This is a genomic window from Pseudomonadota bacterium, from assembly GCA_039818985.1.
Taxonomy (GTDB): domain Bacteria; phylum Pseudomonadota; class Alphaproteobacteria; order Sphingomonadales; family Sphingomonadaceae; genus Alterisphingorhabdus.
The window spans coordinates 1518588-1544642 of the sequence record JBCBSU010000001.1 but is presented as its reverse complement, the minus strand read 5'-3'; the positions used below and the strand labels follow the sequence as shown (position 1 = coordinate 1544642).

The window sequence follows — 26055 nt, the reverse complement described above, 5'->3', positions numbered from 1 at the left end:
TTAACGGTCAATCCAGATCATCCGCACTGATCGTCGGTAGTGTTTCCAGCCTGGTCGACAGCTCCGAACGCTGATCCTCGGGCAAGGCAATCATGCCGGCATCGGCAAGCGGACTGTCTGGCTTGGCCAGGGCAATGAATTCAGCAAGATAGTCCTTCAGCCCGGGGATCACGTCCATGTGCCGCTTCTTGACATAGAGATAGAGCGGACGCGCGCCAGGATATTGCCCCGAGGCGATGCTGTCATAATCGGGAGTGACACCGTTGATCGTGACACCCCGGACATTGCGCGCATTTTCCTCAAGATAGCTATAGCTGAAAATGCCTACAGCATTGGGGTCACCGCTAAGCTTCTGAACAATGAGATTATCATTCTCACCGGTGTTGATATAGGCACCATCGGTACGCACATCGGTGCAGGTTTTCTTATATTCAGTCTCGTTGCTGTCCTTCAGCGCAGCCATTTTGGGATCGCTTTGGCAGCCGACCTCCATAATCAGCTCTTCGAAAGAGTCGCGGGTGCCAGAGGTTTTTGGCGGTCCATAGACCTTGATCTGTATCGCCGGCAGCGACGGATCGATATCGGACCACATTTCCGGGCGTTTATCGGTACCGTAAGGCCGCGCTGCGAGCGCCCGATAGATTTGCGGCACCGTAAGGTTAAGCGTCGGCCCTTCGTTGGACTGGGCCAGGGCAAGGCCATCGACCCCGATCCTGAACTCCACGACTTCGGTTACCTGGTTTTCCGCGCAGCGCGCCAGTTCGCTCGCCTTGATGCGGCGAGAGGCATTGGCGATATCCGGGGTCGATGCACCGATACCATCGCAAAATAGCTGGATGCCACCGCCAGTGCCGGTGGATTCGAGGATAGGCGAGGGATGTTCACCGATGCTCTGGAACGAATCCGATACGATCTTGGCGAAGGGGAAGACGGTCGACGATCCAACAACACGCACTTCATCACGGCTGCTGTTGGGAACCAGGCTGGCCGGGTCCTGACAGGCAGCAAGTGCCAGCAATGCTGACATACCAATGAAGGAAAAGGCGCGCATAATGATGATCCTGTGAGTACGGCGTCCGGGTGAGTAAAGAGAATTCGGGCGTAAGGGCCGTCTCGGCTGATGGGGCATTACGCATAGGCAGTTTATCAAGAATGACATTTGTGTGACAATATGATGACATCGGCAAAGAAGCTGTCATCTTGCTGCGAGTGAAGCGGGTGACAGCCGATTAGAGATGTTATCAGGCGTGCCGCCGCTATCGCTGGTCTTAAAGTGCGAATCAGGAAAACTCTGACTGTTTTTCAGGCTCCTGACGGTCCCGCTGAGGGTGTGCAGCGGGCAGTGATATGGTGATCTTTGTGCCCTTGCCCAATGTGCTGTTGATTTCCAGCCGCCCGCCATGGCGCTCGACAATATGCTTGACGATAGACAGTCCCAGTCCGGTGCCGCCAATTTGGCGGCTGCGTCCGGCGTCGACACGGTAAAAGCGTTCGGTGAGACGCGGCAGGTGTTTGGGGTCGATACCATCGCCTTCATCGACAACCGACAGCCGTGCCATACGCCCGGTGCGGCTGGGTTTGAGGCGCAGGGTTACGGCGGTGCCAGGGCGGCCATATTTGATGCTGTTCGAGACCAGATTCTGGATCATCTGCGATAGCTGCGACCGGTCGCCCCGCACCATGCGGACCTCGGCATCAATGTCGAGTATGATCGGGCGATCCTGGCGCTCGTCGAATATGCCCTTTATCTCTTCGAGCAGCGCATTCATGTCGACCAGACTTTCCGGTGCCTTGAACTTGTCTGCTTCGATCCGCGACAGCGATATCAGGTCGGCGATCAGCTTTTGCATGCGGTCGGCTTCGCCTGCCATGACCTTGAGAAACCGCTTCAGCGTGGCCGGGTCTTCCGCTGCATCGCTGTCGCTCAGCGTTTCGATAAAGCCGATGATCGAGGACAATGGCGTACGCAGCTCATGGCTGGCATTGGCGACAAAATCGGTGCGCATCTTTTCGATCGCGTAATTGCGAGATTTGTCCCACAGATAGAGAATGCAGTATTCGCCATAGCCGATGCTGCGCAGGTTGAGCTCCCATCTTTGGTCGCGATTGCCGATACCGATCAGCTCGATTGGTCGCTTCAACGGCTCTTCGGGCTGGCGCATAATGGCATCGGTAGCGCTTGGGTGACGGATCACCAGCCGCACATCCTCATTGTCGATATCCTCCCCCAGCATGGACTTGGCGGCCTGATTCGAACCGATAACGGTCATGCCGGATAACAGCAGCAGCGGGTCGGGTATCCCCTCGATAAGCGCCTGGAGTTCGGGCATTTCATGCCATTTCAGCTCATCGCTTTCGAGAATCGGTGAAGCTGCCTCGATGCTGCGTACCGGTGGGGTCTTCTGGTCCAGCCCGATGGCCAGTGCGACCAGCCCCGCAGCGATGATGATCGCGCTGCGTTCGACCGGACCATCGATATACAGGCCGAGCACCGGGGCCAGCGCGATGATCAGCGCGGCCAGCAGCAACCGCACCGGGCGGATCTCAGGGCTGAAGAAATTTGGCATCATCGAATCCCAATGGGCTTTTGCTCCATATAGCATGTTGCTGATTAGCAATTATGACAGCGCTTGTCCCGATCCTGCACAAAGCTGGTGATGAACGCTGCTTTTACTCGCTTTTTATCCTTTGCCCGCATAAAAGGCCGGTACTGCATTTTGGGGCCGATATGACCGAGCGCAAGTCTGGTGACGGACGGCAGGAGTCCGCGCACATCGAAAACAACAGCGATTCGCATCGCAAGACCGGAACGGGCCTGGCACCTGTCGGGCATACCCGGCGCGCATTGGTGCTGGGGGCTGTCGCGACGTCGGCCGTTGTCAGTGTGCGTCCGGCTCTGGCACAAACCGCAAGCTCTGTACTGACTTGCGAGATCACCGTACCGGCACCTGAACAGGGACCGATCTATGTCGACGCCTATGGCAATATCGTTGACAAAAACACCCAGGGCGCAACGCTGTTGCAGCCGCGCACCTTCAAGGGTGAGCAGGTGCGCCGTGGCCGCATTCGCGGGCCGCGTGCCTATCGAGACCTGATCCGCCGCCTGCGTCCGGGGATGAGCGGTTTCACCTGCTATGCCTCGATCCAGGGGCGCCGCTTCGGTTGAGTTCGGCCAGCCATTGTCCGATGGATGATCCGTCTGCAACTTCCCCAGCCTATGTTCTCGATCCGGAACCGCTATGGCGTCGTGAGACGCTGGACGAAATGCAGGTGCTCTATCACCGTCCATCGGGTCAGACCCATATATTGATCGAACCGGCACCGCAGATCATCGACTGCCTGCTCGCAGGGCCGTTGACCGCGGAACAGCTGCTGGCTGAGCTGGCGCAGCATTTTGCTTTTGAGACAGACGATGATGGGCCCGAAACCGAGGATGAGAGCGATCTTGACCGGCTGGCGGCGCGGCTGGAAGAAATGGTGACGCTGGGTTTTGTCAGCCACATCAATGCCACCGATAGAACTGCGGTCAGGGACGCGGATAATGCGGCATGAGTGTCGCATTCATGTCGGGCCGGCGGTTTTTCGCATCGGATCGGATTGGGCGGCGCCCATCGCACAATTAGAGGCGCTGTATCGCGACTATCCCGATGCCAGCGATACGATAGCCGATTTCACCGTGCGGCTCGAAGCGCAGCGTTTCTATCGCCGCTGGCTGCGACCTTCGGTGATGCTGTCGGGCGATTATATGCTGCCCGATGCCAGCCCTTTGCCACTTGCCCAGGGGCTACTGGCGGCAGAAATGGCGATGAACCTGCAAATGGCGCTGGGTTGGCGACGGCATTTGCTGCTCCATGCCAGCGCGGTCGAGCGCGACGGCAAGGTGCTGTTGATGACTGGTGAATCCGGTTCGGGGAAGTCGACATTGTCGGCACTGCTCGGTGAGCATGGCTGGCGCTTCATGGGCGATGAGTTCGCGCTGATCGATCTTGAGAGCGGACATGTTCGGGGTTTTCCGCGCGCCATCAGCCTGAAGAACAGCGCTATCGACGTCGCGCGCGATTTCGTCGGTGACGACAGCCGCTTCGGGCCGCTGCTGACCGATACACCCAAGGGTATGATCCGGCATTTGCGGCCACAGACGGACGCTATTGACTCGATGGAAGAGACGGGGCCGCCGATATTGCTACTCTATCCCGGCTATGGTTATCCGCGCGCGAGTGAGGCAGTACCACCGACCGAGAATTTCGTCCGCCTGACCCAGGCGTCGACCAATTATGTGGCGCTGGGTGAGGCCGGCTTTTCGGCACTGGTCGATCTGGTGCAGTCGGTCCCGGCCTATGCCATTGATTTCGAGAGCACTGATGCAGCGCTGGATCTGGTCGAAACATTATGGGCGGGCGTTGCATGAGCGGCCCGGTGGAAGAGCTTGTCACGCTTTTGCGTTATCCTGACGCAGCTGCGAATATTGCGGTCGATGGCTGGACCGATATTTTGTGCGTTGCTCGTGCCGAAATGCTGCTGGCGACGCTGGGCGCCCGGTTGCAGGATCAGCCGCTTCCCGACGCCGTGACGCGGATTTTTACCGATGTGAGGCGCGATTGCACCGGCAACCAACAAAGGGCGCGTTGGGAAGCCAATCGCGCGGCCAGTCTGCTCGCGCCATTGGGTATCACGCCGATATTGCTCAAGGGCACAGCCTATCTCGCCAGTGATCATACTGCGGCTCAGGGGCGGCATATTGGTGATCTCGACATAATGGTGCCGCGCGCAGCGCTGGAAACAGTCGAGGCGGCGTTGCTCGGTACGGGTTGGGAATGGGTCAAGGACGACCCTTATGACCAGGCCTATTATCGCCAGTGGATGCACGAATTGCCGCCGCTGATCCATCAGGATCGCGATGCGATGATCGATGTGCACCACACCATATTGCCACTAACCGCCAGGCCGATGCCTGATGCCGGTGCGATGATCGCGCGCGCGCGCAGCGTCGGGGACGGGCTTGCCATTCTCGACCCGTGCGACATGATCTGTCACTGTGCCGCGCATTTCCATGCCGATGGCGATATGGCGGGTGGACTGCGCAACCTCTGGGACTTTCATCTGTTGATCAGCGATTTCTGTCGATCATCTGAGCAATGGTCTGAGTTGCGGCAGCGTTCCGGGGAGCACCAGCTTTGGCCGACATTGCAAGGCACGCTTCGGCTGGCCCATGCGCTTTACGGAACCATCTGGCCTCCGGAATGGGGGGCGAAATGGGGTTTGCGCGAGGCGTTTTTCCAACGCCGGTTGCTCGCGCGCAATGGCTGGGGGCAGGAAACCCGTCCGGTGACACGGCTGGCTATCTATATTCGCTCGCACTGGCTGCGCATGCCACCATTGATGCTGGCGCGGCATTTATGGATCAAATGGCGCAAAGGTTCCGGCGCATCAGCCTGACATCTGCCCCAGCAACGGCAACAGGTCGTCATAATGGTCGAGAATGGCGTCGGCCCCAAGCTCTTCAACCGGTTGATGCAGGAAGCCGAAACGGACTGCAATGGCTGGTATTCCGGCATTGTGCGCCGCCATGACGTCATAGATGCTGTCGCCGATAAACACTGCTTTGCCGCCGCCGCTGCGCCGGATCATCTCGTCGATAGGGGCACGATGCGGTTTGGCCTTGCCCTTGCCCATAGTGTCGCCGCCAATGACACAGGCAAAGCGCTTGCGCATGGCGATACGCGACAACAGGGTCTCGGCGAAACGCTCATATTTATTGGTCACCACCGCCATGGCGATGTCGCGCTCGTCGAGCGCATCCATCAGCTCGACCAGGCCGGGATAGGGTGGTGAAGCGCTGCCGAGATTATCACCATAATAGTCGAGCAGCAGCGGCAGATATTCTTTCGTCGCGCCGGGGTCATCAATGCCGGCCCGCGCCAGCCCTTCGGTCAGCATATGCCTGGCCCCGAGTCCGACCATGGGTTTCACTTCGTCAATCCCAAGTGGAGGGCAGCCGGCGGCGGCGAGCGTATGGTTGACCGCAGCGGTCAGCTCCGGGCTGGTGTCGAGCAGCGTTCCGTCGAGATCGAAAGCGACGATTTTGAAAGAAATGTCTGTCATTGCAGCGTTTAGAGCATAGCGATGGCTGTAAAGCTACTGGCATATGCAGGAACAACGTGGCAAAGACGCGGCGAAGTTTTCCGGATCATATCCTGGGCAGTGTCAGGCCCGGTGTGATGGTGAGAAAGAGGGCGTGATGGGTGATATCGGCAAGCGGCCGCTGGCTGCGATCATATTGGCGGCGGGGCAGGGTACGCGGATGCGCTCTGCCCTCCACAAGGTACTGCATCCGGTGGCTGGCAAGCCAATGCTGCTCCACCTTCTCGACAGCCTGAACAGCCTTGCCGATGATGCGCGCGAACTGCGTACTATCGTCATTGTCGGCAAGAGTCGCGAACAGGTGGAGCCGCTGGCGCGCGCGCATGGTGCCGATATCGCTGTGCAGAACGAGCAGCTTGGCACCGGCCATGCTGTGCTGCAGGCAGAGCCGCTGCTCGAGAATTTCGACGGCGATGTGCTTGCCTGTTTCGGCGATGTGCCGATGGTTGCAGCCGATACAGTGCAGGCGATGCAGGCAGCGCTGCACCAGGCGGATGATGCGGGGCGGGCTCCTGCTGCGGTTGTTCTGGGTTTCCGGCCGCGTGATAGCAAGGCCTATGGCCGGATTATCGCCGATGCCGATGGCCATATCGCGAAGATGGTCGAATATAAGGACGCCAATGACGCCGAGCGCGCAGTAGATCTGTGCAATAGCGGACTGCTCATGGCGCGGCGCCAGGATATGTTCGTGCTGCTGAGCAAGGTCGGCAATGCCAATGCTGCCGGGGAATATTATCTTCCCGATCTGGTGACTATCGCACTTGCCGAAGGCCGCGCCTGCCGCGTTATCGAATGCGAGGAATGGCAGGTTGAAGGCGTCAACAGCCGTGCCGAGCTGGCCCAGCTAGAGGCGCAATGGCAGATGCGCAAGCGTGCCGACATGATGGCCGCCGGAGTGACGTTGACGGCGCCGGAAACGGTCTATTTTGCACATGATACCTGTATCGGGGCTGATGTTACCATAGCGCCGCATGTTGTTTTCGGCCCCGGCGTCAGCATCGCCAGTGGCAGCATGATCCACAGCTTCAGCCATATCGAGGGGGCGGTGATCGGCAGTGATTGCCAGATTGGACCCTATGCCCGTCTGCGCCCTGGTGCGGAACTGCGCGACAGAGCCAAGATCGGCAATTTTGTCGAGATGAAAAAGGCGGTGCTGGGCGAGGGCGCCAAGGCCAATCATCTCAGCTATATCGGCGATGCCGATGTTGGCGCCGGGGCCAATATCGGGGCCGGGACGATCACCTGCAATTATGATGGCTTCTTCAAATATCGCACCGAAATCGGTGCAGGCGCGTTTATCGGCTCTAACAGTGCGCTGGTGGCACCAGTTACCATCGGTGATGGCGCGATTGTCGGTGCCGGGGCGACGGTCACCAGCAATGTCCCCGCCGATGCATTGGTGCTGGTGCGGGCGGAGACAGCCGAGAAAACCGGATGGGCGGCGCGTTTTCGCGCGGCGATGACGAAAAAGAGAAATCAGGGCTGAAAGGTCGGTATATGTGTGGGATTATCGGGATTTTGGGCACGGACGATGTCGCCGACCGGCTGGTCGACGGTCTGAAACGGCTGGAATATCGCGGCTATGACAGTGCCGGGTTGTGCACCATTGTCGACGGCCGACTCGAGCGTCGCCGGGCACAGGGCAAGCTGGCCAATCTGGCCCAACGGCTCGGGGAAGCACCGCTGACCGGCAGTTCCGGTATCGCCCATACCCGCTGGGCCACCCATGGCGCCCCGACCGAGGACAATGCGCATCCGCATATCGTCGGTGATGTGGTGATTGTGCATAATGGCATTATCGAGAATTTCCGCGATCTGCGCGAGGAATTGCAGGCCGAGGGGCGCGAATTTGCCAGCCAGACCGATACAGAGGTGGTGGCGCATCTGATCGCGCGCGAGGTGGAGAATGGCGCGTTGCCACAGGATGCGGTCGCGGCGATATTGCCGCGGCTGGTCGGTGCCTTTGCGTTGGCAGCGATGTTCCGCAGCGACCCTGATCTGCTGATCGCCGCGCGCCAGGGCGCCCCTTTGACAATCGGTTATGGCGAGGGTGAGAATTATATCGGCTCCGATGCCGTGGCGCTGGCACCGATGACCCAGCGCATTGCCTATCTGGAAGAGGGTGACTGGGCGGTAGTGCGGCGTGCATCGGTACAGATTTATGACCGTGACAACCAACCGGTAGAGCGTGCCATTGTGCATTCGGGCGCGACGGTGCAGGCGATCGAAAAGGGCAATTACCGCCATTTCATGCTCAAGGAGATATATGAGCAGCCGGTGGTGGTGGCGCAGACGCTGCAAAGCTATTTGCGGCCGCTCGAGGGCAGGGTCGCGCTGCCCGATATCGAGTTTGACCTGTCGGCGATTCGCCGGGTGACCATCGTCGCTTGCGGCACCAGCTATTATGCCGGCATGGTGGCAAAATACTGGTTCGAGCAATTTGCCCGGGTACCGGTCGATCTCGATGTCGCGTCGGAGTTCCGCTACCGCAAGCCTGTGATGGAGGAGGGCGGTCTGGCCCTGTTTATCAGCCAGTCGGGCGAGACTGCCGATACACTGGCAGCACTGCGCTATGCGCGCGAGACAGGTCAGGTGATCGGCGCCGTGGTCAATGTGCCGACCAGCTCCATGGCGCGCGAAGCCGATCTGTTGTTACCGACTCATGCCGGACCGGAAATCGGCGTCGCCTCGACCAAGGCCTTTACCTGTCAGCTCGCGGTGCTCGCAGCGCTGGCGACCAATCTGGCCCGAGCCAAAGGTGAGCTGAGCGCCGAGGAAGAACAGGAAATCGTCACCCATCTTGCCGAAGCCCCTGCGGCGCTCAATGCCGCACTCGGTTTTGACGAAGCGATTGAGAATATCGCGCCGCTGATCGCACCAGCGCGGGATGTGCTTTATCTCGGTCGCGGCCCTGACTTTCCGATGGCGCTGGAAGGGGCCTTAAAACTCAAGGAAATCAGTTATATCCACGCTGAAGGCTATGCCGCCGGCGAGATGAAGCATGGACCTATCGCACTGATCGATGATCTGGTGCCGGTGATCGTATTGGCGCCTTCGGGGCCGCTGTTCGAAAAAACTGTGTCGAACATGCAGGAGGTGCAGGCGCGTGGCGGCAAGATCGTGCTGATTTCCGACCGTCAGGGGCTCGATGCCGCGTCGCATGGTGTCATGGCGACGATCGAGGTGCCTGCGGTACACCCGCTGATTGCGCCGATGGTCTATGCCGTCCCGGTGCAGTTGCTGGCTTATCATGTTGCCGTAACCAAGGGCACTGATGTCGATCAGCCGCGTAACCTGGCGAAATCGGTTACGGTCGAGTGATGGCGGGCGGCCAAACCGCCGCGATCACTGTTACTGGCGGTTGTCATTGCCGCCGGGTGCGTTTCTCTGCAGTGGTTGAGGCGGAACCGGAAATCCTGTTGTGCAACTGTTCGATCTGCCGTCGCACAGGTTATCGCCACCTGATCGTGCCGCATCGCAATTTTACCCTGTTATCGGGGGAAGAAGTGCTGCGATCCTATCGCTTTGGCACCGGTGCGGCCGAGCATCTGTTCTGCAGCCATTGCGGGATAAAGAGCTTCTACCAGCCGCGCTCGCATCCCGATTGCTGGAGCCTGCATTTCGATTGTCTCGACGATGTGTCGCTGCTGCAGCCGAAATTCCGCCATTTTGACGGGCGAAACTGGGAGGAAGCCGCAGCCGGATTGTGATTTCTGGGGTTGCGGTGCAACACGCGATTTTACCCTGAATTGCTGCACTTGCTTACGTTTCGCTAACATAGTTCGGTTATCAGGCTTGAGTGACTGATATTCTCGAACTTCCTGGCGATACGAAAACGCTGCCGCTTGTCGGTATATTGGGCCTGTCAAAACCAGAGGGTTTTGACTGGGATCGTATTCGCATGATCCAATATGAGCGCTTTGCCCATTTTGGCGTCATGCGCCTGATCGCCAATGTCATCGGTGTGGTGCTGGTGTTCCAGCTCTATCGGGGCACAGTGCCGGTTTCGCTGCTGGCGGGCTGGGGCATATTCACCATTGCCTGCATATTGGCCAACCGGCTTGTTGCTCGCGCCAAAGTGTCGGAAGGCAATGCGCAGCAATTCCATGTCAGCCGTTCGGCAACCAACAACATCGCGCTGGGTTCGGCAATATCGGGCCTGTGCTGGAGCTGCCCGATCATTGTGTTTAGTCAATATGGTTCGATCAGCCAGCACGCTGCGGCATGGACCGTGGTAGCGGCTTTGATGGTCGGTTCTGCCCGGGTGCTAGCGGCAATGCCGCTTGGTGCCGTATTGTTCACCTCGCTGGTCGGCATGGCCAGCACAGCATCGTTCATGCTTACTGGGCAATATGTCATGGCCTCGGCGGCGATCTGCCTGTGTATGCTGCTGATTGCGTCGAGCCTTGAGACCGCGCGTGATTATCTCAGCTATCGTCTGTCGGAGCATGGCCTGAACGAGAAAACGCAGGTGGTGAGCCTGTTGTTGCGCGAGTTTGAGGAAAGTGGCGCGGACTGGCTGTGGCAGGTCGATCCGTCGCGCCGGGTCACTCATGTCAGTCCGCGCTTTGCCTATGCGCTGGGCAGCAGCGTAAAGGATGTCGAGGGCAAGTCGTTTATCCAGCTTATTTCCGGTGCATCCTGGGAGACGGGCAAATTCCATTCAAGCCTGCATGATCTGACCGAAAAGCTGAAACGTCGCGAAAGCTTCAGCAATCTGATGGTGCGGGTGCATATCGGCGACGAGGTGCGCTGGTGGGAATTGTCGGCCTCGCCCAAACTCGATGACAACGGCGTCTTCCTGGGTTTCCGGGGGGTCGGCTCGGACGTTACCGAACAGCGCGAATCAGCAGAGCAGATCGCCTATATGGCGCGCTATGACACGCTGACCGGCTTGCCAAACCGGCTGCACATTACCGAAGCAACCAGCAAGGCGATGCAGGACGGAGAGAAATGGCGTCGTCGTTCGGCGTTCCTGATGATCGACCTTGATCGCTTCAAAGCGGTCAATGATACGCTTGGCCATCTAATCGGTGACCGTCTGCTGGCCCAGGTGTCGCAGCGACTGGGCAGCCTGATGAGCGACAATGAGCTGTGCGGCCGGCTTGGTGGCGATGAATTTGCGGTGCTGGTCAAGGAAGTGCCCGATTCGTCCTATATTCAGAACCTGTCGCAGAGAATCATCGATGCGCTGTGCAAGCCCTATGAGGTGGACCAGCATACGGTCTTTATCGGTGCCAGTATCGGCTCTGCGATAGCACCGCGCGATGGGCGCACCGTCGAGATGCTGATCCGCAATGCCGATCTGGCGCTGTATCGCTCGAAAGATGAGGGCGGAAACAAGCATCATGGTTATGAGCCGAAGCTGCATATGCATGCCGAAGAACGCCGCATCATGGAAATTGCCTTGCGCAAGGCATTGCCCAATAACGAATTCAGCCTGAACTTCCAGCCGATTGTGCGCGCACAATCAGAAGAAATCTCCGGCTTTGAGGTGCTGTTGCGCTGGAAAAACCCAGAACTGGGCCACGTCTCACCGGCGAAATTCATCCCGCTGGCAGAGGATGCGCGCCTGATCGTGCCAATCGGTCGCTGGGTGCTGGAAAATGCCTGCAGGGAAGCGATGAACTGGCCGGAACACACCAAATTGTCGGTCAATGTCTCTGCCGAACAGCTCAGCGACCCGAATTTCATCCAGATTCTGATGAAGGCGCTGTCTAGCTCCGGCCTTCCGCCGCAGCGGCTCGATGTCGAGGTTACCGAGAGCATCTTCCTGCATGAAGGCACCATGGCCGTTGATGTGCTCGATCAGATATTGTCACTCGGTGCGGGACTGTCGCTTGATGATTTCGGGACCGGCTATTCCTCGCTCGGCTATCTGCGCAAGACCCGCTTTACCAATATCAAGATCGACCGCAGCTTCGTGCAGGGCGCAGCGCGTGATGTGCCGGAAAGCCTCGCCATTGTCCGTGCGGTTGTGGCCATGGCGGACAGCCTTGGCATGTCGACCACTGCAGAAGGGGTCGAGGACGAGCAGGAAGCGCGCAAGATCACCGATCTGGGCTGCAAGAAAATACAGGGTTATTATTATGGTCGGCCGATGACCGCGCTTGAGGCAAAAAACCTGTTTGATGTGCGTCGTCGCAAATCCGCCTGACTTGCATGCAGCGCAGAGCGGATCGTCACGCCTCGACCAGTGCCATCGACAGCATCGAGCGCAACAACGCTGCGCCGTCGGTATTGCCGCATTGCGGATCGACGGCGCGCTCCGGGTGCGGCATCATGCCGAGGACATTGCCGCGGACATTGGCAACTCCGGCGATATCGGCCACCGATCCATTGGGATTGTCGGCATAGCGAAAGGCGATTCGGCCTTCGGACTCCAGCATGGTGAGGGTTTCGGCGTCGGCGAAATAGTTGCCGTCATGATGCGCCACCGGGATAGTGTAGCCGGTATCACTGTTTAGCCCGGAGAGCATCGGTGAGGCGTTTGGGCTGGCGTGCAGCGTTACATCGCGGCAGACAAAATCAATGCCGCTATTGCGCACCAGCGCACCCGGCAGCAGCCGCGCTTCGGTGAGGATCTGGAAGCCGTTGCAGATGCCGATAATGCCGGTGCCGCGTTCAGCTGCCCGCACAATCGCGGCCATGATCGGTGATCGCGCCGCCATCGCGCCCGAGCGCAGATAGTCACCATAGGAAAAGCCGCCCGGGATGGCGATGAGATCCACATCGTCGTTAATGGTGGTTTCGCTGTGCCAGATGATGCGGGGTTCCTTCCCGGTCAGCTTGCGCAGCGCTACCTGCATGTCACGATCACAATTGGAACCGGGGAAGCGGATGACTGCAGTTTTCACGTTGCCGGCTCCTGCTGCTCCAGCCGCACGACCTCATAATTTTCGATGACGGTATTGGCCAGCAGCTTGCGGCACATATCGGCGATTGTCTCGTCACTGACCGAAGGGTCAACGTCGAGATCGATCATCCGGCCGCAGCGTATGTCGTTGATGCCGCTGAACCCCATATTTTCCAGCGTATGGTGTGTGGCACGGCCCTGGGGATCAAGAACACCGGGCTTCAACGTGACATGGACACGAACTTTCATGGAAGCAGACCTTTGCAGCATGAGGGCATGTGCAGCTTCGCTAGACGTGCGCGCGGTTCTCTGCAAGCCATGGCGTTCGGTAACCCCAGATTAACTGTTCCCGACTAAGCTGGACTATGGACAGAATGTATCCGCATCCTGCCAAAGGAGTGACACGAGCATCGCTATGGCCGGTTTAGCAGTAATGATGTTTATTGCCCTGTTTGCCTTCGGACATGAGGTTATGGGCTGGCGCGACCCTGATGGTCAGGTGCAACTGGCGCTGTTCATGTCATTCATTTTCGGCATTATCAGCGGTTATCGCACCAAGGGCTGACTGTCCGCCACCGGCTCCAGCAATATCATTATCGCCATTGAGGGCGGCATATTCGCTGCGATGCACCACCTCGACAACAAGGGGCGGCAGTGAAAGCCATTTTACAGCCTCCTGCTGGAGCTGTTCTGCACTGACGCTGGCGATCATGTCAGGCAAGCTGCGGTAGCGTGCGAGCGCATCTGGATCGGTCTGTGCCTGATCGACAATCGCCATCCATGATCGATTGCTGGTGGCACGCTGTTTCAGGCGCTCCTCAATCGGCCGCTTCGCGCGCAGCAGTTCGTCTTCGCTCGCGGGGTCTGTGATCAGCGACTCGACGATCCCGGCAATTGCCTGTTTCACGGTTTCGCGGTCGGCAAAATCGACATTGCTGCCGACCGTCATATAGCCATAGCCATCATAGATGGATGACATGAACGATGACGCCCCAGGTGAATAGCTGGCACCGAGCTCCTCTCTTACCCTGTCGGTTAGCCGCAATTGCAGGATTTCGGAGAGCAGCAACAGTCTGACCTCGGTGGCATAGTCGCTATTGTCATCGGTCGGCCAGTAATAGCGCAATATCGCCTGTTCCTGCTCACCATCATGGGCGATATAGCGCGTCGCGCGCTCGTTGGTGAAACGGCGCTGGATTTGTGCGCCATAGTCGCGCGCAGCCTTCTCGCGTTCGGGCAGTGCTCCAAAGGTGCTGGCGACCGCTTCAATTACAGCTTGTTCGTCAACATCACCAACAATTCCGATTTCCAGAGAGGCTCGTTCGAGAGACTCACCGATGGCGTTTTTCAGCGCGGCAAAATCCAGCTTCTCCAGCGCTTCCTGCGGTGCCAGGCTGAAACGTGGGTCATCGTCCGAGATGATACCGCCAATATAGCTGCCCAATGCGGCTTCGGGCGTAGCGGCCAGCCGGGCATAATAATTGTCGAAGCTGCGCCGATAGCGTTCCAGTGCTTCGGTCCGGTAGCCCGGCGCCTGTACATAGGCGGCGAGTATCTGGAGCTGGATCAGCAGGTCCTGCGGCGTAGTCGCGACATAGCTGCCGAAATAGTCGCTACCGGCAGAAAAGCGCAGCGATACCGACCGACCCGCCAATATGCTGAGCAGGTCATCGACACTGTGTGCCTCCAGTCCGGCGTCGCCATATATGCGCATCAATGTGGTGGCATAAGGATTGTCGAGGCTGTTGAGCAATTCACCACCATCGATCCGCAGTGAAATTCTGACCCGGTCCTCCTCGAAATCGGTCGGCTTGATGTTGAGGCGGACATTGTTGGCGAAGCGGATGGTGCGGATTCCCAAGTCGTCAATGTATTGATCTTCGATAATCGCGCCTTGCTGGCCGAAATCGGTGTAAGCAAACTGTCCGCTGGTCTTTTCCTTTATCGGTAGCACCGCAACTTCCTGGCTGCCGAGCCAGGCGGTCCTTATACTCTCCGCGCCGCCTGCAATATCCCCTTTGGTGGTAATATGGATCAGCGGGTCGGACAGCGGCACGATATCCTCGCGCATCGCGGCGAGGATAGTTTCCGACGAGATATTCGGTTCGGCGGCCTCAAAACGTGCAAGGCGCGAGGCCGGGGTGGTTACTACGCGGTGCGCGAAAAGGCCGTCGATGATCAGGTTGGCAAGACCTGCATTGCGCCGGGTCGATGAGCTGCGCACCGCATTTTCCAGCGCATTGCGATAACCCGCAATCTGTTCGGCAACTTCCTGATCGGTAAAGCCATGGACCAGTGCCTGGCGGACAAGCTTCTCGGCTACCGCAACACCCTCTGCCAGTTCGCCGTCGCGGGTCTGCACCTGCAATTGGGTCTCATGCGTCAGCTTGAACACATCGCCGCTATCGAAGCGTGCCGATAGCAGCGGCGTGTTGCCGGCGCGGACCATACGCCCGATACGGCGGGCGATGATGCGATAACCCATGCTGCGCAGCAGTGCCTTGCGCCGGTTATCGAGATTGTCCGGCTTTTTGCGATAGGGAGCATAAGCCACCAGCGTGGCGCTTTCGCTGATTGCCGGATTGACAAAATCATGCGCTGCGCCGGTGCGATCAAAATCGATAATGTCGGCCTGCTGATCCTGGGGCAGGGCCGTCTGGGCCTCCCAGTTACCGAAGCCCTGTATGACCTTGCGTTCGATCATATCGACATCGATGTTGCCAACGATGACCAGCGTCGCATTTTCAGGCCGATAGTGCCGCAGGTAAAAGCGTTTCAGCTGGTCTGCCGAGACGGTGCGAATACTCTCTTCGGTGCCGATTGGCAGTCGCTGGGCAATGCGCGTATCAGGCAGGAAAAAATCGGTCTGCTCAACAAAATTCCGCAAGGTATAGCTATCCCTTGTGCGCATCTCCGAAAGGACAACCCCGCGCTCGCGTTCGACAGCCCCGGGAGCAAAGGTGATTTCGCTTGCAGTTTCGCGCAGCAGGAACAGCGCGGTATCGATCAGTTCTTCCGAGACATTGGGCAGGCCCAACGTATATCCAGTACGGTCGAAACTGGTATAGGCATTGGTATCGGCACCGAAAGCAAGGCCGAAGCGCTCGAGTATCTTGACCATCTCGCCTTCGGGAACATTGGTGGTGCCGTTGAACGCCATATGTTCGACAAAATGGGCAATGCCGCGCTCATCATCCATTTCGTTGAGCGAGCCGATATCGAAAACCAGCTCAAGCACTGCCGTCTCTTCGGGCTTGTCATTCTGCCGGATCGCATAGCGCATACCATTGGGCAGTACGCCGAAGCGGATCGTGGGGTCTGGAGCAAGAGTGCTGTTGTCGAAGCCCCATGCGGTAGCTACCGCATCAGCGGCAGGGTCTGTCGTTGCGGCACTCTCGTCCGATTGCGCCGCTGCCGGCCATGCCGATGACGACAGCAACAATGCCACGAGCAGCCATGCCAGAAAAGATCGTGCGCCGTGATGCTGGCGCATGGGGCCGGAAAATGTTGCCAGAGGAAAAACTGTCCGCAACGCCATTATTTCCCGCGTTTCTTGCGGTGGGTGTCGAAATCCAGCACCTCATTATCGCTGGTTTCCTGCAACAGGCCGAGCCGCCGCGCGACTTCCTGATAGGCTTCCACCTCACCGCCAAGATCGCGCCGGAAACGGTCCTTGTCGAGCTTCTCATTGGTCGCGAGATCCCAGAGCCGGCAACCGTCGGGGCTGATCTCGTCGGCGAGGATAATGCGCGAGAAATCGCCATCGAAAAGCCGCCCGAATTCCAGCTTGAAGTCGATCAGTCGGATACCGATGCCGGCAAACATGCCGCTCATAAAGTCATTGATACGGATCGCCATCGAAGAAATGTCCTGCATTTCCTCGAGGCTCGCCCACCCGAAACAGGCGATATGCTCTTCGGCGATCAGCGGGTCACCAAGTGTGTCATCCTTATAGCAATATTCGATCAGCGTATGCGGCAGCGGCTGGCCTTCTTCCAGGCCAAGCCGGCTGCAGATCGACCCTGCGGCAACGTTCCGGACAATCACCTCGATCGGCACAATCTCGACCTGACGCACCAGCTGCTCACGCATATTGAGCCGGCGGATAAAGTGCGTCGGTATGCCGATATGCGCCAGTCGGGTAAAGACATATTCGCTGATGCGGTTGTTGATCACGCCCTTGCCGTTAATCGTGCCCTTCTTCTGGGCGTTATAGGCGGTGGCATCATCCTTGAAATACTGGATGATGGTCCCCGGTTCGGGGCCTTCGTAAAGGATCTTGGCTTTGCCTTCGTAAATCTGGCGGCGGCGTGACATAGAGTTCCTGACACTATCCCGGAGGGGCGACCCGGCCTGTTTGAACGGCAGGTTGCGAAAGTCTGCGCTATAAAGGATTGATGCGAGTGGCGCAATTCATGTGGTGCATATGTGCAGCAATGAGACTATCCGACATATGCAAAATCCACAGCTTTTCGAATACCCTTCTCGCCAAGACCGGGCGAGATTGCTAGGCGCCTTGCATGAGCAGTACCGATAATCCGGGCAAGGGCGCGCCGGAGACCAATCCGATACCGACATCGTTCAACGAAGCACTGTCCGAGCGCTATCTGGTCTATGCGTTGTCGACCATCACTGCGCGGTCTCTGCCCGATCTGCGCGATGGTCTGAAACCGGTGCATCGTCGGCTGTTATGGGCGATGCGCCAGCTCAAGCTCGACCCCGCCAGCGGTTACAAGAAATGTGCCCGTGTCGTCGGCGATGTCGTCGGTAAATATCACCCGCATGGCGACCAGGCGGTCTATGATGCGATGGTGCGCCTGGCACAGGATTTCGCGTTGCGCTATCCGCTGGTCGACGGGCAGGGCAATTTCGGCAATATCGACGGGGATAACGCCGCAGCCTATCGCTACACCGAAGCGCGGCTGACGCCGACTGCCATCCGGCTGATGGATGGCCTCAATGCCGGCACGGTCGACTTCATCCCCACCTATAATGGCGAAGATGAAGAGCCGGAAATTCTGCCCGGCTATTTCCCCAATTTGCTGGCCAATGGTGCCAGCGGCATTGCTGTTGGTATGGCGACCTCAATCCCGTCGCACAATGTTTCCGAGATTGTCGATGCGGCGCTGCTGGTGCTGGAAAACCGCAAGGTCGAACATGAGCAGCTGATGGAAGTCTTTCACGGGCCTGACTTCCCGACCGGTGGCATATTGCCCGACAGCAGGGAGAGTATCTCCGAGGTCTATCGCACCGGGCGCGGTTCCATGCGGGTACGGGCGGGATGGCACAAGGAAGATCTGGGTCGCGGGCAATGGGTCGCCGTGGTCAGCGAAATTCCCTATCAAGTCGCCAAGTCGAAGCTGATCGAGCAGATTGCGACCCTGATTCTCGACAAGAAACTGCCGATTCTCGCCGATGTGCGCGACGAGTCTGATGAGCAGCTGCGTATCGTGCTCGAGCCGAAAAGCCGGACGGTCGATCCCGAAGTGCTGATGGACAGCCTGTTCCGCCTCACTGATCTGGAAAACCGCTTTTCGCTCAACATGAACGTGCTTGATGCCGAGCGTACGCCCTCGGTGATGGGGCTGGGCGAGCTGCTTGGCCATTGGCTCGACCATCTGTTCATCGTGCTGCAGCGGCGCAGCGCGTATCGCCTTGGCAAGATCAACGACCGGCTCGAGCTGCTCAGCGGTTATATTATCGCCTTTCTCAATCTCGACCGGGTGATCGAAATCATCCGCACCGAGGATGAGCCGCGTCCGGTGATGATGGAGGAGTTCGACCTCAGCGAGCGCCAGGCCGAGGCGATCCTCAACATGCGATTGCGTAGTTTGCGCAAACTCGAAGAAATGGAGCTGCGCAAGGAAGGCGATGCGCTGGAGAAAGAGCGCGATGATCTGGAGAAGCTGCTGAACAGCAAGCAGCGGCAGACAACACGCATCCGTAAGGACCTGGTGGCGCTGCAGAAAGAGTACGGGATCGACACAGAGCTCGGCAAGCGCCGTACCAGCCTGGAAGAAGCGGCGCCGGCACGCGAGATTCCGCTCGAAGCGATGATCGAGCGCGAGCCGGTTACGGTGATCCTGTCCAATCGTGGCTGGATCAAGGCGATGAAGGGCCATGCCGATCTGTCGCAAAAGGAGATTACCAAGTTCAAGGAAGGCGATGGCCCGGCATTCTCGCTGCATGCGCAATCGACCGACCGGCTGCTTTTGGTGAGCGATGATGGCCGCTTTTTCACCCTGGGGGCCGACAAACTGCCCGGTGCGCGCGGTTTTGGCGAACCGGTGCGTTCCATGCTCGATATCGATACGGATGCGCGCATCATGCAGCTGCTGGTCGCAGGCGAGAGTGGACATGTGTTGCTCGCCGCAAATAATGGTCGCGGTTTTCAGGCAAAGATAGCCGAGCTGACTTCCGAGACACGCAAGGGTCGCCAGGTTGTTAACCTCAAGGGCGATAGCCGTGTCGCTGTGGTTCGCGCCATTCCGGCCGATGCCGATAGCGTTGCGGTAATCGGCGACAATCGCAAGCTGGTGATCTTCGCGCTTGCCGACTTGCCGACTATGGCGCGCGGGCAGGGGGTACAGCTTCAGCGCTACAAACAGGGTGGCCTGTCCGATGCCGTTGCGTTCAATTTCAAGGAAGGCCTGAGCTGGACCATGGGTGGTGATACCGGGCGACGGCGCAACGAAAAGGAAATCAGCCTGTGGAAAGTAGCCCGGGGTGCCGCCGGGAGGCTGCCGCCGACGGGTTTTCCGCGGAACAACCGCTTCGATGATTAGGGTTCCGGTCGCAACTGATTAAAGGCTGTGTCGATAATGCTGCAAACCGGTCAAATTCTTACACCGGGTTACGGAATTTAGCATATATTTACAGATGTCGCGTAGCGCCATCATATGCATGAGTTGCGCATTGACAGCATAGAACCGATGGCTCAGGCCGTGCTCGGTGACGATCAGCTGGCCGGACTGGTCCGGTCGCTGCCGATTGCTGCCACCATTGTGAGGCGCGACACCAGCGGCACTATCAGGGTCGTGGCCTCAAACGCTGTTTTCGAGATGCTGTACGGGATTTTGTCCAGCCAATGCGAGATTCCAGGCTTTATTGTTGAAGAAGAGTTGCTCGATCGCATGATGCAGCAGCTGGAGCAGGGCGGGGTGCAGCTGTCCGAGCGATGGAGCCGTCCTGATCCGGTCGATCCGCGCGAGATCGATGTCAGTCTGGCCAGGCTGGGCGCGGTCGAGGACAAATCATATTATCTCGCCAGCTTCATCGATCGTACGACCGAAATGCAGAATCAGCGCAATCTGCATCGCGAAATGCTCTCCGACAGCCTGACCGGCATCTATAACCGAACCGGTTTTGAAGAAGCGATTCTCGATGTGCTCTCGGACGACGCGGTGCATGAGATGTCGGACAAAACTGCAAAGGGTGCCAATTATGCGGTCATCGCCATCGATCTGTCGCGCTTCAGTCAGGTCAATGAATATGCTGGCGCCATAGTTGGTGACGAACTGATCCTGACGGTGGCCAGCCGTTTGAAGAACATGCTGCGCAATCGCGATATCCTGGCACGGACAGGTGGTGATGAATTCGGTATTTTTGTCCATCTGGGCGAGAATTCGGACGATATCGATACCATTTGCGCGCGCCTGCAATCGGTATTCGAGTCACCTTATTCGCTGTCCGGGCTTGAGGTGAAGATGGAGGCAGCCATTGGTGTCGGTCTTGGCACTGTGGGAGAGGATGATCCTTCCGATACCATCAGACAGGCGCAATTTGCGCTGAAACAGGCCAAGCGTAGCAACAATGTCGAACTCTACCGCAAAGAGGTGCTGGATATTTCGCGGCATCGTTTCAGCCTCGAGACCGACCTGCGTCGGGCGCTGCAAAATGATGCGCTGAGCCTCGCCTATCAGCCGCTTATTGATCTCTCCACCGGCGACGTTATCGGTTTCGAGGCACTGGCTCGCTGGAACGATCCTGACCGTGGCATCATTGCGCCCACAGACTTCATACCCGTTGCCGAGGATTGCGGGCTGATCGTACCACTTGGGCGCTGGGCGTTGTCTACGGCTGCCCGCACGCTCAGCCGGTGGGACAAGGTTGCCGGCAGGACGCTCGGTACCCGTGTCGGGGTCAACCTGTCGGCAGTGCAGTTTACCCGCGATGATGTTGCATCCGCCGTTGATGATGCCATTCGCAACGCCGCAATTGTCGGCAATCGGCTGACGCTCGAGCTGACCGAAAGCGCGATCCTCAGCGATCCCGACCGCGCGGCACAGGCGATGGAATCGCTCAAGGCACTCGATACCTGCCTGGCGATGGATGATTTCGGCACCGGCTATTCCAACCTTGCCTATCTGCAAAGACTGCCAATCGACATTTTGAAGATCGATCGCAGTTTCGTCACCGAGATGCTGTCTGACCGTGATCGCGTGTCGATTGTCCGTGCGGTGCTGTCACTGGCCAATGCCCTCGGCATGGAAACGACGGCTGAAGGTGTCGAGACGCTGGAACTGTCGAACACATTGGCAGCTTTGGGATGTTCGCACGGGCAGGGCTATTATTATGCCAAACCGCTCACCGCCGACGAAGCGTTAGACTTTTATCTGCAGCGGACAAAGACAGGCAAAGCCTAGGACCTGTCGTCTATATTGCCGATATATGCGCTGACAAAAGCCTCTATGTCATCGATCTCCGGGAAACCTGCTTCAATCCAGACATTCTCGAGCCGATGCAGTGCCTTGCCGACATCGGGGCCTGAATCGATGCCGCTGCGGATGATATCACGCCCGGAGACCGGAAATGCCGGGGGATACCATTCGTGCAGCGCCTCCACTGCTTTTTGACACAAATTGTCCCCGGCGAGCAACAACTCCGCCTCCAGCGCCATATCCCTGCCGAAGCGATAGGCGAGAGCGCGCGGTTCTGAGAGATCTGAATCGGTGATCGTGGCCAGTTGCCGCAGCCATTCACGATCGGCATTGGCCAGCCGCAGCCGCGCCGCGATCCGATCAATCGCATCGCGCTGCCGCGGCAGCAGCGTCGCCAGCCTTGTCATGGCGCACACGCTGACGCCATGATGTTGTGCACGCCCGATCAGCCTGGCGAAATCGGCAAAGCCATTGTCGGTCAATTCTGGCAGGATATGTGGCCATAGTGCCGCCTCGGCCATGGCGCGCATTGCCTCCAGCGCGCCATCGGCCATGATCAACCGCAGCAACTCGCCGGAAATGCGCTCGCGCGAAAGAGCCTTGAGTGTTGGCCCCATTTCGCGGCACAGCGCGATCAGCTCCGGATCAATAGCCTCTCTGCCAAAACGTGCGTGGAAGCGGAACAGCCGCAATATCCTGAGATAGTCTTCCTCGATACGGGTTCGCGCATTGCCGATGAAGCGCAGTCGACCGACTTTCAGATCGTCAAGGCCGCCAAAATAGTCATGCACCCTGCCGTTTTGCGGCTCGGCGTAAAGCGCGTTGAAGGTGAAGTCGCGTCGTCCTGCATCTTCACGCCAGTCTTCGGAAAAGACGATGGTGGCGTGGCGGCCATCGGTGCTGACATCGCGGCGCAACGTCGTGACCTCGACCGGGCCGCTGGCGAGTATGACGGTCACAGTGCCATGATCGATACCGGTGGGGATGGATTTTATGCCTGCCTTTTCGGCAATCGCCTGCACCCTCTCGGGCGAATGCGGCGTAGCGATATCGATATCGCTGGCGGCAATGCCGAGTAACGCATCGCGCACTGCGCCGCCGACCAGCCGCGCCTGTGTGCCGGATGTGGCATCGCCGTCGAGAAGGGCGCAAAAATCGCGCACATCCTCGCGGTTGGGCCATGGCCAGACAGGATCGAGAAGTATCCGCGCCTCAGCCATTGACGCCGCTGTCCCGCACCATGGCATGATCGTCCACTGCTGCGATCTGGCGCGCGAGATTGGCCAATATGCCAGCGGTGACGCCCCAGATACGGCGCTTCTGCCAGATCAGCTCATAATAGCCGCGTCTATGCCCCTTCCAATGGCCATATCGCCGCTTGATTGCCTGATGGTCGACGGCATCGGTAAAAGGCATTTCAAACCAGTCCGCGACCTCTGCGGGATTGGCCATCAGCGGCAGGTCGGCGGGCAGGAAAGCCACCACTGGTGTGATCGAAAAACCGCTGGCGCTGTGATAGCATTCACCGGTCCCGATGACCTCGACCGCTTCGGCCGGGATGGCCAGTTCCTCATTGGCCTCACGCAAGGCGGTGGCGATGGCATCTTGGTCTTCCGGGTCGACCTTGCCGCCGGGGAAAGCCACTTGCCCAGGATGGCTGCGCATGGTTTCTGGGCGTTGGGTCAGCAACAGCCCGGGTTCCGGCCTTCGCGTAATCGGGATCAGCACCGCAGCATCGACATAGCCGCGCTCGGGTGTGCCGAAATAGCGCTCGTCGCGCAGTTCATCGTCAATATCGTGATTGGCGGTGCTTTGCAGCGCTGCACTCAGCCGCTGCTGCCATAACTCCATGTTCATTATGCTGCGTCTTCCGTATCGGTCAGATGCAGCACCAGTTCACCGCCGCCATAATCGAGCCGGTATTCCGGAGCCATATCATCCTGTTCGAGGATCAGGTTGATCAGATCGCAATGGGCAGTGCGTGACAGTAATGCCTCCAGACCGGGACGCAATGTCAGGTAAAAGCGCGGATCATTGTCCGGACCTTCGGTTCTCAGCCGATTCTCCTGTCCTGCAATCACCACCTCGTCGGTGTTCAGGCGGAAACTCAGGACATGGCCGCGATTAGTAGCTTTCGTGGAGAGCTCGACGGCAACAAAGGGGACATTCTCAACACTTATGAACTGTTTCTCATAAGGCGTAACCAGTGCATAACGGCCATCTTTCTCCCGCCGCAGGATCGATGCGAATAGTCGCACCATTGCCGGGCGCCGGATCTCGCCGCCATGATGATACCAGCGGCCATCGGCAGCGATGTGCATATGGCTCTCACTCTCGGCTTCGGGGTGCCAAAGCTCTACGGGTGGGCGTTTCTGTCCGGAGACAAGTGCTGCGAGGGCTTTGGGATCGAGCGACTGGATATTGGGTGGTGGCGTGTAGGGCATGGCCCCGGTCTAACGGCAAAGGCACCTGTGCGGCAATAGCGATCGTCCAGCGCGCTGCACTATGGAGAAGCGCCATGGAGCCATGGCTCCAGAGTCGCAATTTCGGGCAGCTTCAGTCCCTTGATCGTCTTGATGAGCAAGCGCTTGCGCTCGAACGGTCCGGGTAGCTGCCATCCTTGCGTGCGCTTGGAACTGAAACCGAAATGGCGGCCATAATATTCCGGGTCACCGATCATCACCAGCGGCAGTGGCGCCGAAGCTGACAGCGATTCCAGCACAGCCGTCATCATCGCGCGGCCGATGCCGGCGTTCTGATGCTGCGGATCGACAGCGACGGGACCGATCATGATCATCGGGAACTCGTCCTGATTGTCGGCGCTGAGCTTCACCGGCCAACACTGGATGCTACCGACCAGATAGTCCGCATCATCGAGCGCGGCAAAAGACAGGGCATCGAGCATGCGTGCGCCTTCGCGCAGCTTATAGGCGGTGCGCTGATGGCGGTCCTCGCCAAAAACCCGGTCAAGCAGGGCTTCGACAAGATCTTCCGGAACAGCGGAAAGCGGGTGGAGAGCGGTCATGAGGGGCGGTATTTCGTGGCGGTCAGTGTGTTGTGAAAGGAATGCGAACCAAGCCGCATAAAGCCGATCATGCACGCTGTCGAGCCGGGCTCTCGGGCGACTGGCGACTGACACCGGCCAGAATGACGAGCGCCATGATGGCAATGGCAATGGCAATGGCAAAGGGCGCGCCAGCAAATATCATCTGGCGTTCGGGCGCAATGGCATAGGTCAAGGTGGTGTTGTAGATCAGCGGTGCGATAAACGCAGACAGTGCCGACAGGCTGCCATTGAAGCCCTGCAGCTCGCCCTGCATGGTTTCCGGCACACGGCGCGACATCATCGCGTTGAGAGATGGCATCGCCATGCCTTGAATGCCAATGACGAAACACAGCGCAAGCGTAATCCATTCATAGGGATTGACCATATAAACGGCGAAGCCGGTAACGGCGAAGACAATGGCGATGAAGGCAGTGCGGCGCTCGCCATGGCGGGCGACAAATTTGCCCAGTACGAATGTCTGGAAGGTAGTCATGGAGAGGCCGACAATTGCCAGTGAATAGCCGACATTCACATCGCCCCAGCCATATTGCGCCCGGGCAAAATAGGTCCATGTCGCCGGATAGATGGCGCTGGCGGTCATCCACAGCAGATAGACGATGGCGATACGGGTGATCGCCGGGCTTTTGCCGAGATGCAGCAGCGCCCCTACAGGGTTGGCGCGGACAAGCTTGAAATCGCGCCGCCTGGATCGGGGCAGGGTCTCCGGAAAGGTGAACAGGCCATAGACAAAGGCGAGGGCGCCCAGTCCGGCGGCGAGAAAAAAGGGCAGGCGCGCACCATAATCGGCAAGCACGCCGCCAATAGCCGGCCCCAGGATGAAGCCGATGCCAAAGGCAGCACCGACATAGCCAAAGCCTTTGGCGCGCTCGTCCTCGCGCAGCATATCGGCCATGGCGCTGTTCGCCGGGCCGAATATCGCGCCCAGTCCGCCAGCGATCGAGCGACCGATGAACAGCCAGACGACACTGGGGGCAAAACCCATGAGCAGATAGTCGATCGCAAAGCCCGCCAATGACAGCAGGAATACCGGGCGGCGGCCATAGCGGTCGCTGAGATTACCGATCAGCGGTCCGAGCAGGAACTGGAACAGCGCATAGGAAGCGGCAATAAGCCCGCCGATGAATGTCGCGCGCGAAAGGTCGACATTTTCCAGCATCATGATGAATTTGGGCAGCACCGGGATGATGATCCCGAAACCCAGCGCATAGAGGAACACGGTGAACAGCACGAAACGCTTGGCTGCCATTATTTCCTCTCTGCTCAGCATGTTGGTGCGTTTCTCCCATATCCTGCTCGTCATCTTCACGCCTTGGCGGACAACACCTAGGGCC

23 protein-coding genes are annotated in these 26055 nt (G+C 58.6%); 11 read left to right on the top strand and 12 right to left on the bottom strand.

Going from position 1 to position 26055, the window contains the following annotated elements; translation table 11 throughout:
* Positions 1-7: 7 nt before the first annotated feature.
* Together AAFX04_07325 and AAFX04_07320 are read right to left on the bottom strand one after the other, a co-directional pair.
* The gene (locus AAFX04_07325; GenBank protein MEO1045233.1) at positions 8-1051 is read right to left on the bottom strand and encodes a substrate-binding domain-containing protein; all 1044 of its coding nucleotides are present in this window, start codon (positions 1049-1051) and stop codon (positions 8-10) included.
* Between the two features lie 229 nt (positions 1052-1280).
* Positions 1281-2570 carry an ATP-binding protein gene (locus AAFX04_07320; GenBank protein MEO1045232.1) on the bottom strand — a complete coding sequence of 430 codons (1290 nt, stop codon included), beginning with the start codon at positions 2568-2570 and terminating at the stop codon, positions 1281-1283.
* Between the two features lie 158 nt (positions 2571-2728).
* Between AAFX04_07320 and AAFX04_07315 the strand changes: the two genes are divergently transcribed.
* The 4 genes from AAFX04_07315 to AAFX04_07300 are packed head-to-tail and all read left to right on the top strand — an operon-like array spanning position 2729 to position 5436.
* On the top strand, positions 2729-3166 hold the full coding sequence (locus AAFX04_07315) for a hypothetical protein (protein MEO1045231.1): 438 nt from the start codon (positions 2729-2731) through the stop codon (positions 3164-3166).
* Positions 3167-3186: 20 nt separating this feature from the next.
* Complete coding sequence (locus AAFX04_07310; protein MEO1045230.1) at positions 3187-3552, top strand: HPr-rel-A system PqqD family peptide chaperone; 366 nt, start codon at positions 3187-3189, stop codon at positions 3550-3552.
* A complete protein-coding gene (locus tag AAFX04_07305; GenBank protein ID MEO1045229.1) occupies positions 3542-4408 on the top strand; it encodes an HprK-related kinase A in 867 nt (288 codons plus the stop codon). The genes AAFX04_07310 and AAFX04_07305 overlap by 11 nt, the downstream gene beginning before the upstream one ends.
* On the top strand, positions 4405-5436 hold the full coding sequence (locus tag AAFX04_07300; protein MEO1045228.1) for a nucleotidyltransferase family protein: 1032 nt from the start codon (positions 4405-4407) through the stop codon (positions 5434-5436). The genes AAFX04_07305 and AAFX04_07300 overlap by 4 nt, the downstream gene beginning before the upstream one ends.
* On the opposite strand, the gene AAFX04_07295 is transcribed toward AAFX04_07300, so the two are convergent.
* Positions 5428-6102, bottom strand: a complete 675-nt coding sequence (locus AAFX04_07295) for an HAD-IA family hydrolase (protein ID MEO1045227.1) — start codon at positions 6100-6102, stop codon at positions 5428-5430. The two genes, AAFX04_07300 and AAFX04_07295, sit on opposite strands and share 9 nt — an antisense overlap.
* Positions 6103-6238: 136 nt before the next feature.
* On the opposite strand from AAFX04_07295, the gene glmU reads away from it, so the two are divergent.
* From glmU to AAFX04_07275, 4 genes are all read left to right on the top strand, one after another.
* Positions 6239-7627, top strand: coding sequence for a bifunctional UDP-N-acetylglucosamine diphosphorylase/glucosamine-1-phosphate N-acetyltransferase GlmU (gene glmU / locus AAFX04_07290; GenBank protein MEO1045226.1), 1389 nt, complete (start codon positions 6239-6241; stop codon positions 7625-7627).
* An 11-nt stretch (positions 7628-7638) separates the two neighbouring features.
* Complete coding sequence (glmS, locus tag AAFX04_07285; GenBank protein ID MEO1045225.1) at positions 7639-9462, top strand: glutamine--fructose-6-phosphate transaminase (isomerizing); 1824 nt, start codon at positions 7639-7641, stop codon at positions 9460-9462.
* Complete coding sequence (locus AAFX04_07280; GenBank protein MEO1045224.1) at positions 9462-9851, top strand: GFA family protein; 390 nt, start codon at positions 9462-9464, stop codon at positions 9849-9851. The genes glmS and AAFX04_07280 overlap by 1 nt, the downstream gene beginning before the upstream one ends.
* An 89-nt stretch (positions 9852-9940) precedes the next feature.
* Positions 9941-12298 carry an EAL domain-containing protein gene (locus tag AAFX04_07275; protein ID MEO1045223.1) on the top strand — a complete coding sequence of 786 codons (2358 nt, stop codon included), beginning with the start codon at positions 9941-9943 and terminating at the stop codon, positions 12296-12298.
* Between the two features lie 25 nt (positions 12299-12323).
* On the opposite strand, the gene purQ is transcribed toward AAFX04_07275, so the two are convergent.
* A complete protein-coding gene (gene purQ / locus AAFX04_07270) occupies positions 12324-12998 on the bottom strand; it encodes a phosphoribosylformylglycinamidine synthase subunit PurQ (GenBank protein ID MEO1045222.1) in 675 nt (224 codons plus the stop codon).
* Positions 12995-13246, bottom strand: a complete 252-nt coding sequence (gene purS / locus AAFX04_07265; GenBank protein ID MEO1045221.1) for a phosphoribosylformylglycinamidine synthase subunit PurS — start codon at positions 13244-13246, stop codon at positions 12995-12997. The genes purQ and purS overlap by 4 nt, the downstream gene beginning before the upstream one ends.
* A 184-nt stretch (positions 13247-13430) precedes the next feature.
* On the opposite strand from purS, the gene AAFX04_07260 reads away from it, so the two are divergent.
* Complete coding sequence (locus AAFX04_07260; protein MEO1045220.1) at positions 13431-13562, top strand: hypothetical protein; 132 nt, start codon at positions 13431-13433, stop codon at positions 13560-13562.
* Here the strand turns inward: AAFX04_07260 and AAFX04_07255 are convergent.
* Entirely contained in the window at positions 13518-16490 is a 2973-nt protein-coding gene (locus AAFX04_07255) for an insulinase family protein (GenBank protein MEO1045219.1), read from the bottom strand. The genes AAFX04_07260 and AAFX04_07255 overlap by 45 nt on opposite strands.
* Before the next feature lie 44 nt (positions 16491-16534).
* Positions 16535-17314: a phosphoribosylaminoimidazolesuccinocarboxamide synthase gene (purC, locus tag AAFX04_07250; GenBank protein MEO1045218.1), complete on the bottom strand. Its 780-nt coding sequence runs from the start codon at positions 17312-17314 to the stop codon at positions 16535-16537.
* Positions 17315-17517: 203 nt separating this feature from the next.
* Between purC and parC the strand changes: the two genes are divergently transcribed.
* Positions 17518-19782, top strand: coding sequence for a DNA topoisomerase IV subunit A (gene parC / locus AAFX04_07245; protein MEO1045217.1), 2265 nt, complete (start codon positions 17518-17520; stop codon positions 19780-19782).
* A gap of 147 nt (positions 19783-19929) precedes the next feature.
* A complete protein-coding gene (locus AAFX04_07240) occupies positions 19930-21642 on the top strand; it encodes a bifunctional diguanylate cyclase/phosphodiesterase (protein MEO1045216.1) in 1713 nt (570 codons plus the stop codon).
* Here AAFX04_07240 and AAFX04_07235 read toward each other — a convergent pair.
* From AAFX04_07235 to AAFX04_07215, 5 genes are all read right to left on the bottom strand, one after another.
* Positions 21639-22877, bottom strand: coding sequence for a CCA tRNA nucleotidyltransferase (locus AAFX04_07235; protein ID MEO1045215.1), 1239 nt, complete (start codon positions 22875-22877; stop codon positions 21639-21641). The genes AAFX04_07240 and AAFX04_07235 overlap by 4 nt on opposite strands.
* Positions 22870-23514: a CoA pyrophosphatase gene (locus AAFX04_07230; protein ID MEO1045214.1), complete on the bottom strand. Its 645-nt coding sequence runs from the start codon at positions 23512-23514 to the stop codon at positions 22870-22872. Before AAFX04_07230 ends, AAFX04_07235 begins: the two co-directional genes overlap by 8 nt.
* Complete coding sequence (locus tag AAFX04_07225) at positions 23514-24101, bottom strand: DUF1285 domain-containing protein (protein MEO1045213.1); 588 nt, start codon at positions 24099-24101, stop codon at positions 23514-23516. Before AAFX04_07225 ends, AAFX04_07230 begins: the two co-directional genes overlap by 1 nt.
* 59 nt (positions 24102-24160) lie before the next feature.
* On the bottom strand, positions 24161-24682 hold the full coding sequence (locus AAFX04_07220) for an N-acetyltransferase (protein MEO1045212.1): 522 nt from the start codon (positions 24680-24682) through the stop codon (positions 24161-24163).
* Positions 24683-24749: 67 nt separating this feature from the next.
* Positions 24750-26024, bottom strand: coding sequence for an MFS transporter (locus tag AAFX04_07215; GenBank protein ID MEO1045211.1), 1275 nt, complete (start codon positions 26022-26024; stop codon positions 24750-24752).
* Between the last annotated feature and the right edge of the window lie 31 nt (positions 26025-26055).